The 12,903-nt window shown below is 62.7% G+C and carries 15 protein-coding genes; 4 read left to right on the forward strand and 11 right to left on the reverse strand.

Annotation, left to right across the window (positions count from 1 at the left end; genetic code table 11):
• Together ACFXKN_RS32925 and ACFXKN_RS32930 are read left to right on the forward strand one after the other, a co-directional pair.
• Positions 1–4,218, forward strand: a 4,218-nt coding sequence (locus tag ACFXKN_RS32925; RefSeq protein WP_378970220.1) for a DUF6531 domain-containing protein, incomplete at its 5' end; no start/stop codon positions are given.
• Between the two features lie 12 nt (positions 4,219–4,230).
• Positions 4,231–4,569 carry a hypothetical protein gene (locus tag ACFXKN_RS32930; RefSeq protein WP_378970225.1) on the forward strand — a complete coding sequence of 113 codons (339 nt, stop codon included), beginning with the start codon at positions 4,231–4,233 and terminating at the stop codon, positions 4,567–4,569.
• Between the two features lie 123 nt (positions 4,570–4,692).
• On the opposite strand, the gene ACFXKN_RS32935 is transcribed toward ACFXKN_RS32930, so the two are convergent.
• The 4 genes from ACFXKN_RS32935 to ACFXKN_RS32950 all read right to left on the reverse strand — a co-directional run bounded on the left by ACFXKN_RS32935 (position 4,693) and on the right by ACFXKN_RS32950 (position 5,915).
• Positions 4,693–4,953, reverse strand: a complete 261-nt coding sequence (locus ACFXKN_RS32935; RefSeq protein WP_378970230.1) for a hypothetical protein — start codon at positions 4,951–4,953, stop codon at positions 4,693–4,695.
• Positions 4,954–5,013: 60 nt separating this feature from the next.
• Positions 5,014–5,424 carry a PIN domain-containing protein gene (locus ACFXKN_RS32940; RefSeq protein WP_379434727.1) on the reverse strand — a complete coding sequence of 137 codons (411 nt, stop codon included), beginning with the start codon at positions 5,422–5,424 and terminating at the stop codon, positions 5,014–5,016.
• A complete protein-coding gene (locus ACFXKN_RS32945) occupies positions 5,421–5,657 on the reverse strand; it encodes a type II toxin-antitoxin system VapB family antitoxin (RefSeq protein ID WP_378970249.1) in 237 nt (78 codons plus the stop codon). The genes ACFXKN_RS32940 and ACFXKN_RS32945 overlap by 4 nt, the downstream gene beginning before the upstream one ends.
• 150 nt (positions 5,658–5,807) lie before the next feature.
• Positions 5,808–5,915, reverse strand: a complete 108-nt coding sequence (locus ACFXKN_RS32950) for a DUF6069 family protein (protein ID WP_378970255.1) — start codon at positions 5,913–5,915, stop codon at positions 5,808–5,810.
• 65 nt (positions 5,916–5,980) lie between these two features.
• Between ACFXKN_RS32950 and ACFXKN_RS32955 the strand changes: the two genes are divergently transcribed.
• Together ACFXKN_RS32955 and ACFXKN_RS32960 are read left to right on the forward strand one after the other, a co-directional pair.
• Positions 5,981–6,613 (forward strand): Uma2 family endonuclease, encoded by a 633-nt coding sequence (locus ACFXKN_RS32955; RefSeq protein ID WP_378970260.1) that lies wholly within the window; start codon positions 5,981–5,983, stop codon positions 6,611–6,613.
• 43 nt (positions 6,614–6,656) lie between these two features.
• Entirely contained in the window at positions 6,657–7,082 is a 426-nt protein-coding gene (locus tag ACFXKN_RS32960; protein ID WP_378970264.1) for a hypothetical protein, read from the forward strand.
• On the opposite strand, the gene ACFXKN_RS32965 is transcribed toward ACFXKN_RS32960, so the two are convergent.
• From ACFXKN_RS32965 to ACFXKN_RS32995, 7 genes are all read right to left on the reverse strand, one after another.
• The gene (locus ACFXKN_RS32965; RefSeq protein ID WP_378970267.1) at positions 7,068–7,238 is read right to left on the reverse strand and encodes a hypothetical protein; all 171 of its coding nucleotides are present in this window, start codon (positions 7,236–7,238) and stop codon (positions 7,068–7,070) included. The genes ACFXKN_RS32960 and ACFXKN_RS32965 overlap by 15 nt on opposite strands.
• 230 nt (positions 7,239–7,468) lie before the next feature.
• Positions 7,469–8,095 carry a helix-turn-helix domain-containing protein gene (locus ACFXKN_RS32970; RefSeq protein ID WP_378970272.1) on the reverse strand — a complete coding sequence of 209 codons (627 nt, stop codon included), beginning with the start codon at positions 8,093–8,095 and terminating at the stop codon, positions 7,469–7,471.
• A gap of 147 nt (positions 8,096–8,242) precedes the next feature.
• The gene (locus ACFXKN_RS32975; RefSeq protein ID WP_379434730.1) at positions 8,243–9,661 is read right to left on the reverse strand and encodes an ATP-binding protein; all 1,419 of its coding nucleotides are present in this window, start codon (positions 9,659–9,661) and stop codon (positions 8,243–8,245) included.
• A 129-nt stretch (positions 9,662–9,790) separates the two neighbouring features.
• The gene (locus ACFXKN_RS32980) at positions 9,791–11,026 is read right to left on the reverse strand and encodes an RNA polymerase sigma factor (RefSeq protein WP_379434732.1); all 1,236 of its coding nucleotides are present in this window, start codon (positions 11,024–11,026) and stop codon (positions 9,791–9,793) included.
• Positions 11,023–11,370, reverse strand: coding sequence for a YciI family protein (locus ACFXKN_RS32985; protein ID WP_379434733.1), 348 nt, complete (start codon positions 11,368–11,370; stop codon positions 11,023–11,025). The genes ACFXKN_RS32980 and ACFXKN_RS32985 overlap by 4 nt, the downstream gene beginning before the upstream one ends.
• Before the next feature lie 248 nt (positions 11,371–11,618).
• A complete protein-coding gene (locus ACFXKN_RS32990; RefSeq protein ID WP_378970290.1) occupies positions 11,619–11,864 on the reverse strand; it encodes a hypothetical protein in 246 nt (81 codons plus the stop codon).
• A 255-nt stretch (positions 11,865–12,119) separates the two neighbouring features.
• Positions 12,120–12,557, reverse strand: a complete 438-nt coding sequence (locus ACFXKN_RS32995) for a hypothetical protein (protein ID WP_379434735.1) — start codon at positions 12,555–12,557, stop codon at positions 12,120–12,122.
• Positions 12,558–12,903 lie beyond the last annotated feature (346 nt).

Raw genomic sequence — 12,903 nt, forward strand, 5'->3', positions numbered from 1 at the left:
CGCATCAGCGAAGTAGCCACCGCCCAAAACGCCGCCGTCACCGCAGACGTCGCGGACTGGACCGGCCAAACCGCCACCGCCTACAAATCCGCGGCCTCCAACACCACGAACCTGCTCACCGCGGCCAACACCGCAGCCACGGCCGCAGCCTCGGCAATCCGCATGGCAGGCGGGATCGTGGCCGCGGTCCGCGAAACCGTCCGAGACCTGGTAGCCCAAACCGTCGGCCGCCTCGCGGTCTGGGCCGCGGAACTGGTCTTCTCGGTCGGTCTGGCCACCCCGCTCGTCGCGGTCCAAGCCACCGCCTACATCGCCAAAACCGTCGCGACAATCTCGAAGTTGTTCTCGAAGCTGGCCAAGACGATGTCGAAGCTGAAACCGCTACTCAAGCAGCTGAAGTCAGCGTTCGGCGATATCGCGAAGGCATTCAAGAAGACCCCGTCCAAGTCGAAGAATGCCGACGACACCAGCACGAGCCCCACGAGTACGAAGCCCGCCGATACCTCGACAACGCCCTCGAGCACGAAACAGCCTGATACACCGACGAATCCGGCAACCACGCCCGACACGCCTGCGAAGACGGCCGACAATCCGGACACCCCGGGCACGAAACCGGCGAGCACTCCGAGCGATACGGGCAAGCTTCCCGACCAGTCTGGCTCCGATAAACCGAACCTCAACAAGACCACGACGCAAACCACTGAATGTGGTGACCCGGTCGACGTCGCGACCGGCGAGTTCCTGCTCCCCGAAACCGATGTCGAGCTCCCCGGTGTGCTGGCTTTGGTGTTGACTCGTCGGCACCGTTCTTCCTACCGGTTCGGTCGTTGGTTCGGGCCTTCCTGGGCCGCGTCGCTGGATATGCGGGTCGAAGTAGATCAAGTCGGGGTCCGGTTCGTCGGACCCGACGGTGAGCTGTGGCAGTTCCCTCACGCCGCCCCCGATGTTCCAGTCCGCCCGGTACACAAGGGCATCCGCGCGACCATGACCCGCACCGAAACGGGCGGATACTCAGTCCACGACCCAGACCGCGAACTCACTTGGAGCTTCCGGCCCAAACCTGTTACGTCCGGGCTGGAAACCCCACTCGGCAACTATCCGATCACCGAGATCACCGACCGCCACCACAACCGAATCACCTTCCACTACAGCGACACCGGCCATCCGGTAGAAGTCACCCACTCCGGCGGATACTGCGTCCGGATCGACACCACCGACGACCGTGTCACCGGCCTGACAGTGCTCGGCACCACCCCCGCCGGCGAACCGATTGAAACCACTGTTCGCGAATTCGGTTATACGGCAGATGATCTCACCTCGGTCACCAACGGTGTCGCTGCGACCACGACCTACAGCTACGACGATGCGCACCGCATGCTGTCATGGCGCGATTCCCGCGGCACAGCAATGCACAACACCTACGACCGGTCCGGAAGGGTCATCAAACAGGTCGGCACCGACGGCATCCTGTCGGCGACTTTCGCGTACGAACCGCTTCCCGAATTCGGGCGGTCGCGCACTCATCACACGAACTCTCTCGGCGCGACCACCGTCTTCGAGTTCGACGAAGACCTCTGCCTGCGCAACCTGATCGATCCACGCGGCGCGACGTCGATCACCGACTACAACGAGTACCGCCAACCGGTCCGCCACGTCGACGCCTATGCCAATACCACCGTCTATCTCTACAACCCCGACGGTGACCTGGTTCTGCTCCGACGCCCCGACCAGGCAATCATCACCATCAGCTACGCCGCGCCCCACTGCCCGGCCACGATCACCGATGTCGATGGCACGACTATCACACGCACCTACGACCGCCACGGCAACCTCACCAGCATCACCGATGCCGACGGTGTCACCACGGCCTACACCCATCATCGAGGTGGTGCGACGGCCTCGATCAGGCTATCGACAGGCGCCACCACCGGCATAGACGTCGACGCCGCCGGGCTACCGATCCGGATCGTCGAACCCAACAACGCGGTCACCCTCGTCGAGCGAGATACGTTCGGCCGACCCACGACCATCACCGACCCGCTCGGCAATATCAGCACCAACCAATACTCGGCCGAGGGAAAGCTGCTCTCCCACACCGACACCGACGGCACCACCCAGTCGTGGACATACGACGGCGAAGCCAACCTGCTCACCCATACCAACCAGATCGGTGCCATCACGCGCTACACCCACGGCGCCTTCGACTTGATCAGCACCCGCGAAGCCGCCGACGGCACCATCACCGCCTACACCCACAACACCGAGCGTCGTCTCACCTCGGTAACCAACCCGCTCGGGGACACCTGGACCTACGAATACGACCCGACCGGCAACGTCTGCACCGAAACCGACTACAACGGATCGGTCACCCACACCGAGCACGACCTGCTCAACCGGCCCGCTACCACCATGACGCCGACAGGTGTCCAACGCCGCCACACCTACGACATCCTCGGCCGATTCACCGGTGTCAGCACCGATACCGGTGAATGGATCACGAACACCTACATCCCGACTGGGCATCTCGCGACGGCTCGAAACGGCCTACACGACAAAACCATCCATTCGGTCACCTTCGCCCACACGCCTGCCGGCCGGGTCCTGACCCAGCACGTCGACGGACACGCAGTCACCTACGACTACGACGAGCACGGCCGCCGCACCGGGTACACGACCCCGAGCGGGGTGCAGACCAGCTACGAACACACCCTGACCGGCCAGGTAGCCGCTCTCACCACCAACGGGCACCGCTTCGACTTCACCCACGATCCGATCGCTCGCCAAAATAGCTGGCACAGCGCCGGAATCGGGCAACACAACACCCACAGCCCAACGGGCTACACTCTCAGCCGCGAACTCGTCCAGCTCGACCCGCACAGCAGCATGCCCACCCGGCTGCTCGAACGCGACGAATACACTTGGCGCCCAGATGGCTACATCACGAGCCACACCACTGCGACACCGACGACAAACCGCCGTCGTGATTACACCCTGGATGTGATCGGGCGCATCACCGACATCGCGACCCCCAACGTTGGTGTCACCGAGCAGTACACCTACGACGCTCTCTCGAACCTCACGACCGCCGATTTCGCGATATCAACGGCGCCATCCGATCCCATTGGGCCCGAGCATATCCCGCCCGAACCCGCAAGCGATCCTCGCTTCGAGTACCGCAACAACCTCCTTGTTCGCGCCGGCCGTACTCGCTACCACTACGACCCCGCCGGCCGCCTGATCCGCAAAGAGAAGACCCGGATCTCCCGCAAACCCGCCATCTGGCACTACCGCTACAACGCCTTCGACCAACTCATCGAAGTCACCATCCCCGACAACACCACCTGGTCCTACACCTACGACTCCTTCGGCCGTCGAACCAGCAAACACCACCAAGCCAGCAACACTTACACCGAATTCGCTTGGGACGGCGTTCATCTCACAGAACAGGCCACCACCGACCACGCAGGCACCGAAACCTACACCTGGACCAACCACCCAACTACCCACGTCCCCCTCGCCCAGTCCATCGACGACCAATTCTGGGCAATCGTCACCAACCTCGAAGGCAGCCCCACCCACCTCGCCGACCCCACCACCGGCGAAATAGCCTCGACCGCTACCGCGACGCTTTGGGGTGAAACTGTCTGGACCGGGCAGGACACGCCCCATCGATTTCAGGGTCAGCAATACGACTGTGAATCCGGCCTCCATTACAACAGGCATCGCTACTATGACCCCGAAACCGGCCGATACCTCACGCAAGATCCGTTGGGCCTTGACCCCGCGCCCAACCCGATGACATACCCTCACAACCCCGTCGTGTGGGCAGACCCGCTGGGCCTTGCGCCGAGTGCATGTCGCCAGGTCAGCTACACCGGCTCCCAGGGAACAGGAAAGGACCTAAAACGTAATGGTCAAGTAGGTACCGACCAGTGGCAATTCAACACGGGCCATGGATATGATCGGGCACACACGGGGCCGGGTGGCGTGCAGAATGATCTGCGCACAACAGGGATGACTGCCGATGAAATCGAACAGGGTATCGTTTCGGACGTCTACGATCATATAGACCGTGGCGGCGCGATACCTCAGGGTGGAACACCCGGATTCAGCGGCCCATTGCAACGAAACGCGGTTATTAATGGGCACAACGTCGGATACCGAATAATGCAGTCACCGGATGGCGTGTTTCGAATTGGAACGTATTGGCTCAATTGATTGGATAACAATATGACCAACCTTGGTAGGGCGGCTCGGGAACTGATCTCCAGCCTCGATGATTCATCTCGGGAGCAAGTTTCCGATGCGGCACGAGCATTTATTGAGTTGATAACATTCGCCGATGTCGATGACATCACTTCGATGTTGAGCGAAGAGCTGCAAAAAGACTGGATGGGCATGCCGGTGTGGGCGCGAAACCTCAGTTTTCGCCTAGCGTGCCTACAGGATCCAAATAACGCAGAACTTCTACACGAAGCGTCTGTCGACTTGTACAGTTTCGGACCAGATTGGGATGATCATGCCGAATCACTCGCCGAACGTTCGCGAACACTGAAGGAAAACGGGTGAATCCCTGTCGCCGTCGAACTCCGTTCAAGACATGACCCGGAAGACCACCCGCTATGCCGAGGCCGGAATCCCCTGGTAATGAGACGTCGATGCCGACGAGCAAGCCCTGCGCCAAGATAATTCTTACAACGAGGACACATCAAAACAAATGACGTCACCGGGCTGGACAACACGCGATATTCCCTCCGAAAATACGAGGGAATAGACACCCGGCACCGATCTTTTCAAGTGCATCGACTCGAGCATGCCGTTAACCTCGGTTCCATCACCCCGGTGCAGCGTCACCTGCTGTCCGATCTCAAAGTTTCCCGTGGCCCTGCCCACGACATACGGGTTGTCCATGAAGCTAACCGGGTAGATAGCCGTGACATGAAACTCACTCATTGAATTCCACCTCTATACGAAACAGGCTGCCGTAGCTACTGATCCGGTGTGGCCGGTCCGTCACCCCGTACGTATATCGCGTTGGCGCAGCTCGAGTAGCACGCGGGCGACAGTCGCGAAGTCGTCGTCAGTGTGCAGGACAGTCAGGTCGTGGTGGACAGCAGTAGCGCAGACGACCAGGTCGCCCACGCCTGCCGAGCGGTGCTGTCCCCGCTGAGTCAGCTTGTACTGAGCAGTGTCGACCCATCTCCAGGCGTTCTTGGGGACGCCCGCGGGTAGGCATACCGCATCGATATCGGCAGCAAGATCATCGCGGTCGGCTGAACTTGTCGCCGAGAACAAGAACTCTGCCCGCGTGACTTCACAGACCCGGAGCGCGCCGGCATCAATTTCGGGGCGCCATCTCGCGAACGTATCTTTCTCACGGAACAGGCGCCACAGCGCCGACGTATCCAGCAGGTACCCGATCACCGCGAGAAGGCTTGCCTGCGTGCCGCTTTCGCCGCCTCACTCGCCGCAGCGGCTTCATCGAAATCACCGCGCTGCCCGCGCTCGAACAACCGTTGTGCGGCCTCCACCCGTCGCACCCGCGCCACATAGTCCCGCAGGGCAGCGTTGACAGTGTCCTTCTTGGTGGTCGAGCCCATCAACCTCATTGCTTCTGCGAGAGCTTCGTCGTCCAGATCGATCTGAGTTACCGACATGACACACCACCTTGTATCCAATGTATGTACATTGAGTATGCCACCAACATTCGGCCTCTTCAAGGCCGAGAATCACCGCGGTCTGCCGACCTGGCGAGTCTCAGCTACTCGAGTGCGAACACTGCAACACCACCCACAGTCGATGCCCCGTCATGCACTCCGACGATCGAGCCGCGTGGCGACCACCGGGATGACGATCGCGGTGGCGACGAGGTGTGTGAGCATCAGGGTGAGGTTGGTGTCGGCCGACGCGGTCACGCTCGAGAGCCGGTAGGGCCATGTTTCCTGGAGACCTGGCGGGTCCCGCACGCTAGCCTTGCAGGGTGACCGCAGACCTCGGCAGCGCCGGTTCGCTCCCAGAAACCCTCACCTGGGAGGAATTCCTAGCACTGCCCGATGCCATCGCGCAGTGCGTGGAAGGACTCGACCATGGTCGCGTCATCTGGGCACGCACCGGGCCCCGCCGAAATCAGCGGGCCGCGGTACGCCTGCGCAACGCACTGGAGTCTGCCTGGTCGGCCGTACGTACAGAACACGACGAGTGCTTCGAAGCCGATGTCGAGCAGCCGATATTCTTCACCGCCAAGAACGACTTCCTCAAACCTGACTTCATCCTGTACCGGTGCCTGCCAGACCAGGAGCAGGACGTGCCCGCGTCCGCCGTTGTCATCGCGGGTGAAGTCCTGTCGCCGTCGAACTCCGTTCAAGACATGACCCGGAAGACCACCCGCTATGCCGAGGCCGGAATCCCCTGGTACTGGGAAGTCGATGCTGGTGAGCAAGCAGTAACCATTCGAATCAACGCGCTGTTACCCGCTCCGGAACACCGCCCAGCCGGTGTCACTCCCCTGCGGGCGTTCCACTACGAACCGGTCGCACAGTGGGTCGGCGTCGGCGATTTCACCTACCACCTGCCCTTCCCTTTCACGATCCCGTCAAAAAGCCTGGCCTACTAGCGACCTGAGTAGGTCAGATAGCTCCTAACGGAAGGTTTCGCAGATGCGTTCGACCATCGGGCTCACCGCTATCGTCGCGATTTCGCTACTCGGCACCGGAACAGCGTCGGCGGAGGTGCGCGAGGCGAAGATCCAGTGCCTCGGTTCGAACGCCAACTTCCACCTGTACCCGTTCTATCTGTCCCTCGTGGCGACCTCGTCGGACGACCGCCCCGGCACCATCTCGGTCCAGCCGCGCGGAGATTCGGCCTTCGGCCCCTTCAGCTACCACGCGACCGTCAACTGGACCAACCTCGACACCGGCGAATCCGGCGTCACCGCCCAGCACGGCACCGTCAGCGGCAACATGCCCAGCTTCGATATCCACCCCGGCTGGGGCACAGTGCGTCTGACCGGCTCGGTAGGCACCTCCGGCGTGTCCGCGGGCCAGACCATGCAGTGCTCCGGCACAGACCTATTCGTGCCGTAGCGCCGAGCGGCTCGCGATCGACGCGATGTTCTTGCCGATCAGTTCGCGGCTCCGAGCGATCTCATCGACAGCCGATTCCACCTCGACAGCGTCGACCGCTTCCTGAAGGGAATAGGCCAGCGATGTCACCAGTTCGACTACCCGATCCTCGACCAAGCCCGAAATCCGGGCGAGTTTGCGCCAGTGCGGCAGCCTTACTTCCGCTGCACGCCGCGCCCGCCGCTACCCATTGCCAGCTTCTGATCGAACTGCGCTGTCGCTGCCACGCGATAGCGAGATCGGCGTGGTGGGCGCGTTCTCGCTGTAGTCGAAACGAACGTGTCCGGATGGCCCGCGCGTGAACGTTCCCGCGTGGTGCCCCTCCAACCACGCATGGAGAACCTCTGTCATCGCAGGTCCATCGCGGGCAGGGCCGTGGGTTCGACGCCTAACGCCCGCAACACTTTTCGCAGACCGATAAGATCACGTACCGATTCGGCCCGCTCGATGGCCACCACCAAGGCGCGATCCACCCCGGCGCGCTCGGCAAGGTCACTCCGCGCCAGCCCCTGGATTGCCCGTTCGTCGCGAACCACCCGTGCCAGTGTCGACGGATATCGCAAATACTCCTGACGAGGCCGGTGAAGCACCTCCCAGACCCGCGTCTTGTTCCCCGCGATCGCGTGCACAACCAGATTGGACCCGCCGTCCAACTGTGTCGGCGGGCGCCCGGCCCACCAATCGACCAATAGTTCGGCCGGATCATCCACCGTGCGCAACAGCCTCAGCCGCTCGGCCGTGCGGGCACGCACCTGGCCGGTCAATTCGCCCAATGATCTGGCGTGCAGTGCGCGCACAAGCGCGCGCTGCGATGCTTCCGACAACGGCCGCCGCGCCGCCCGCCGAACCGGATGAGGCGCATCCACCACCCAACGGCCACCCACTTTGCGAGCCGGCACCGCACCTGCCCGGGCCAGCGCGCGAACACGCCGAGGTGACACCCCAGCAAGCTCCGCATACTCGGCCACATTCATGACACAAGTATACCGATTCGGTCCTCACATAGACCGAACAGAAGACCGGGCAGTTCTACACCAGATGCTCGCGCCTCCTGGTCAGGTACGCGCGCTCCGCCGGGTTCTGCGTGGCGGCGTTGATCGCCGCCACGAGCTCGGCCGCACTCACGAAGACCACGCCGGGAGTAAGTCCGCCGGACCATACGCTGCGTCGAGTCCGGCACAGTCGATCCCGCTGCGCGAGACTGCGATCACCGGCACCGGATCTGGCGCGAGCGCGGCCCGGTGCCGAAGCAGGGCAGCGAGATCGTGCCGGTCGAATGGGGAGTTCTCCAGCCATTTGACCGAGCCGACGAACAACAACTCCTTGGCGATCGGCGCACGGTCAGCGCCGACGATATCGATCTCTACATCGTTGGTACGGGTCCAGTAGCCACCGATGGCAGGTGCAGCGGGGAGGTTTGCGTCGGGCAGCAGACGTGCCAGCGCCTCACGCACCAAAGGTTCAACCGCCCTGCCGCGCCAACTTGTCCAGCTCTCGCGGATGCGATTCAACGTCAGGTCACCCCGGCCGCGCTCGATCTCCGCCATCGCCGGACCCAGGAATTTCAACCAGAAACGGAGATAGGGATCCGCCACCCGATAGCGACGATCCTTCGACGGGCGCATGGACAGCGGCAGTTCTGCGGCGATAATACGTTTGTCGGCAAGGATCCCCAGCGACCGTTGCAACGGGCTCGCTCCCATCCCGCCCGCGGCGCGGGCAATGTTGGAGAACGTCCGCTCACCGCTACCGATCGCGGAAAGAACGGTGCGAGCCTGGACCTGTTGTGGAAACTCCGCGGCAAGCGAGCGCTCCGCCGACACCAGCAAAGCCGAGACCGGATCGCTGAGCGCAGCCTCCAAGAAATCCCATATTCCGGCACCGCGCATCCATTCCGCACAGATCAAAGGCAATCCACCGGTGATCAAGGCCGCATCGAAAGCCTCAGCAGGACCGAGGTCCAGCATCTGCCCCACCTCTGCGGGGTTGAGCGGCCCCAGCACCATCTCTCGCCCACGCTGGTGAAACGGGCGTCCATAACTGTTGAGCGCCTCCATCATCGACAGGTCAGAGCCGATGAGAACCAGCAGCACCGGCTTCGTCTCCAGCATTCGGTCCCAAGCCCGCTGCAACATCCCCTCGAAGGCGCCATCTGCATCCATCAAATAGGGCACCTCGTCCATGACAACCACGCTCGCCCGGTCCTGTGGCAACGCCGCCGCCAACACATCGAATGCGGCATCCCAACTCGCCGGACGGGCGGCAGACAGCAGATTTGCCAGCGGAAGGCTGGACGACTGCGCATCCCGGCTGAGCCGCTCGAGGTCCGCCCCGGGCGAAGCGCCCGTGGCTGCGTAGAAGAGGAACGGCGCACCAGACTTCTCAGCGAACCGCTCCACCAATCGTGACTTACCCACCCGGCGGCGTCCTCGAAGCATGATGCACCGCCCGGGCCGCTCCCCACCGACGCCAGCCGTCACCTTGCCCAGTTCACGATCTAACGTCTCGAGCTCATGTCGCCTACCCACGAATTCAGCCATACCGCCGCCCTCCAGAGGATACCGCATCTTACTAACATCAATGTTAGTAAGATGCATGTTAGCAACAGGCGAACCTCCCACTGGACCATGCAGTGCTCCGCACAGACCTCTACGTGCCGTAAGCGCTGCTCAATTGCCCGGATCGACCAGATGCTCGCGTCTTCTGGTCAGGTACGCGCGCTCCGCCGGGTTCTGCGTGGCGGCGATCGCGGCGTCGTAGGCGGACCTCGCCTCGGCGCCGCGTCCCAACCTGCGAAGCAGATCGGCGCGGGCGGCGTGCCAGGCATGGTATCCGTCGAGCGGCAGTGAATCTATTTGTGCCAGGGCTACATTGGGGCCATCGAGTTCGGCGATGGCGACGGCTCGGTTGAGGGCGACTATCGCGGTGGGGGTTACGGCGTAGAGCTGGTCGTAGAGGGCGACGATCTGGTTCCAGTCGGTATCGCGGGAGTCCGACGCGTCAGTGTGGACCGCGTTGATCGCCGCCATGAGCTGGTAGCGACCAGGTCGAGGCCCACCTGCCGCGACTCGACCTAGGCATTCGCGCACCAGCGCGTGCCCCTCGACGATGAGGGCGCGGTCCCAGCCGCCACGGTCCTGTTCGTCGAGCGTCACCAGCTCCCCGCCCGCGAAACGGGCCGCACTGCGCGCATCGATGAGCAACATGAGCGCGAGCAACCCGGCGACCTCACCGTCATCAGGCAGCAGATCTCGCACGATGCGGCCGAGCCGAATCGCCTCCGCCATCAGGTCGGCCCGAATAGCTTGCGCGCCGGCCAGATACCCCTCGTTGAAGATGAGGTAGACGACGGCCAGCACACCGCCGAGCCGATCGGTGACGTCATCGCGATCGGGCACACGGAACGGGATGTGCGCGGCTTTGATCTTGGCTTTGGCGCGGGTGATGCGTTGCGCCATAGTCGTTTCGGCTACCAGGAACGCACTTGCGATCTCGCCGACCGTGAGTCCGCCGAGCAGGCGCAGTGTCAGCGCGACTCGCGCCTCCGGCGCCAATGCCGGATGACAACTTGTGAATACGAGCCGGAGACGGTCGTCGTTGATCGGTCCGGTCGGTTCGTGCGGTTCGTGATCTTCGATGATCATGGCTGCCTGGTGCTTCGAGTCGCGCAGTGATTCCCGGCGGATCCGGTCGATCGCGCGGTTGCCCGCGGTCTTGGTCAGCCAGCCGCCCGGGTTGGGCGGAATGCCGTCGACCGGCCACCGTTCGATGGCGGTGAGCAGGGCCTCGGCCGCCGCGTCCTCGGCGATGTCGAGATCGCCGAAGCGCCGGGCGAGCGAGGCGACCACCCGGCCGTACTCCTCGCGGTAGATCCGATCGATCCGCGCGCGAGTGTCGTCGCTCATGCGCCGTCGAACGTCCTGATCTCGATCTTCTGCTCGCAGACCTTCGACGCCCTTGCGGCGATCTTCAGAGCGGCATCGAGGTCAGGTGCCTGCACGACCCAGAATCCACCGAGGCATTCCTTGGTCTCGGCGTACGGCCCGTCGGTGACGACCACATCCGCGCCGGTGTTGTCGACCATGGTCGCCTCATCGATGCGCCCGAGCCCACCCGCGAACACCCACACCCCTTCGGCCTTGAGCTCGTCGTTGAACCTCCCCGTCGCGTCGTACTGCGGCTGCGCCTCTTCCTGCGGAATGTCGTAGGCACTCGGGTCGACAACTACGGAAAGCAAGTACTGAGCCATCTCGAACTCCTTCGTCGGCGGCCGCCACCTCAGCAGCCTCTACCCTCTCCACGAACGACCGAACACGAATACGACAACTCTGACCATGATGCTCTCGAACCTCTGCTCCTGGAGCTGACCGGTCTCGAGAGGTGCTGTGATCGCCGCGGAATTCCGCAGGAAAACGTTCACAGTTCAAAGGTAGCTGTGAACGTTTACCTACGGATGACGCGAAAGAACGCGCTATGACAGGCCCGCAAGACGTTGCATCAGATTTTGATGCAAATGGGGAAAGGGACGTCCGCATGGAAAAGTGTGATGTTCATGTTCAGCAGGCCGGTGCCGCCACAAGCGTGCACTGGTGTTGCCCAAGGCCTGGCTGACGTGACGCTTTCTACCGAACCAACGTTGACGCCAGAGCTCGCAGACTCTGCTGAAGCGACCCCGCTCGCGAAGGCGACCATCGGCGTGATCGCAGCTGCGGCGATCGCCGCGCGCATTGCAAACTTCTTCATGTCTTTCACCTTCCACTGGATCGGCGTTCGGAGCCGATACACCACATCGACCGAATTCGGTCGACGGGCTCCAGTGTGCGGCCGCCCACTGATCCACCACATCCGTGCCAGCACGGAACCCGCAGCTCACGGCTGTTTGCAGACGTGAGCGCGGCCCGGTGCCGAAGCACGGCACCGAGATGCTGCTGGCGAATGGGGACTTCTCGAAGCGCGCGTGACGCCAAGTCCAGACGTCACGCGCGTCCCGCGTGAGAACTACGCGGCGTACTCCGCCATGCACTGACCCGAGGTAACGCTCTGGCCGGTCTGGTTGGACGTGCCGAAGACAAAGGCGATCCGGCCGGGCTCGGTCCACAATTCGGGAATCGATAGCAGCGTTCGGTGGCCCGCTACCCAGGTCTTCGCATCGCCGCCTCCGCTGCGGCCGGTGTCGATGTTCGCCCAGGTCGCGGTGAACGACTGGTCGTAACCGCCCTTGGAGTTGGCGTCGGTGATCAGAGTCAGCTCGAGCGAACCGTTGGAGTTGCGGTCGACCTTGACCTCACTGGAACCGTTGACTTCGGGGTTGTCGGGGGTCAGGTAAGTCATCGAGCACAGCGACTTGGCGGGCTGCGCCGCAGCCATGGGGGCGACGGCGACAACAGCGCCTGCCAGACAGGCCACTGCGACCGCGCCGATCGAACCGATACGCATACGTGAGATGTTCAAGTCTTCCTACCACCGATCATGTGCGAACTGGACAGGATGCCCGAGCGAAAGACTCGCCTGCAGAACAGTATTCGTCGCTCGGGTGATCTCGGAGGTGCAATCACCCCACGCTGAGGTGATCTTCGCAAAACTAACTTTCGTTACCGTTCAGGCGAATTGACTGGGCAAAGCATCAAAGATGCCTGCGTGCACGCAGAAGAACATGGTGTTCGCACCTCACCAGCTTCCGAATGACCCGGGCCTTGACCCCGGGTGATGGACACGCTTGATCTTGGTCTCAGACCAGAAAAGCGAGAAGATCTACCCGATGCCCAAGAAGAACTACACCGAC

The organism is Nocardia sp. NPDC059195, assembly GCF_042754695.1.
In the GTDB taxonomy this organism is placed as follows: domain Bacteria; phylum Actinomycetota; class Actinomycetes; order Mycobacteriales; family Mycobacteriaceae; genus Nocardia.

Excerpts from the sequence above, each read along its gene's own strand:
- ACFXKN_RS32975 (WP_379434730.1), bottom strand. The coding sequence starts at position 9,661 with ATGGCTGAATTCGTGGGTAGGCGACATGAGCTCGAGACGTTAGATCGT.
- ACFXKN_RS32960 (WP_378970264.1), top strand. The coding sequence starts at position 6,657 with ATGCGTTCGACCATCGGGCTCACCGCTATCGTCGCGATTTCGCTACTC.
- ACFXKN_RS32985 (WP_379434733.1), bottom strand. The coding sequence starts at position 11,370 with ATGGCTCAGTACTTGCTTTCCGTAGTTGTCGACCCGAGTGCCTACGAC.
- ACFXKN_RS32995 (WP_379434735.1), bottom strand. The coding sequence starts at position 12,557 with ATGCGTATCGGTTCGATCGGCGCGGTCGCAGTGGCCTGTCTGGCAGGC.
- ACFXKN_RS32930 (WP_378970225.1), top strand. The coding sequence starts at position 4,231 with ATGACCAACCTTGGTAGGGCGGCTCGGGAACTGATCTCCAGCCTCGAT.
- ACFXKN_RS32990 (WP_378970290.1), bottom strand. The coding sequence starts at position 11,864 with ATGAAGAAGTTTGCAATGCGCGCGGCGATCGCCGCAGCTGCGATCACG.
- ACFXKN_RS32980 (WP_379434732.1), bottom strand. The coding sequence starts at position 11,026 with ATGAGCGACGACACTCGCGCGCGGATCGATCGGATCTACCGCGAGGAG.
- ACFXKN_RS32935 (WP_378970230.1), bottom strand. The coding sequence starts at position 4,953 with ATGAGTGAGTTTCATGTCACGGCTATCTACCCGGTTAGCTTCATGGAC.
- ACFXKN_RS32945 (WP_378970249.1), bottom strand. The coding sequence starts at position 5,657 with ATGTCGGTAACTCAGATCGATCTGGACGACGAAGCTCTCGCAGAAGCA.
- ACFXKN_RS32970 (WP_378970272.1), bottom strand. The coding sequence starts at position 8,095 with ATGAATGTGGCCGAGTATGCGGAGCTTGCTGGGGTGTCACCTCGGCGT.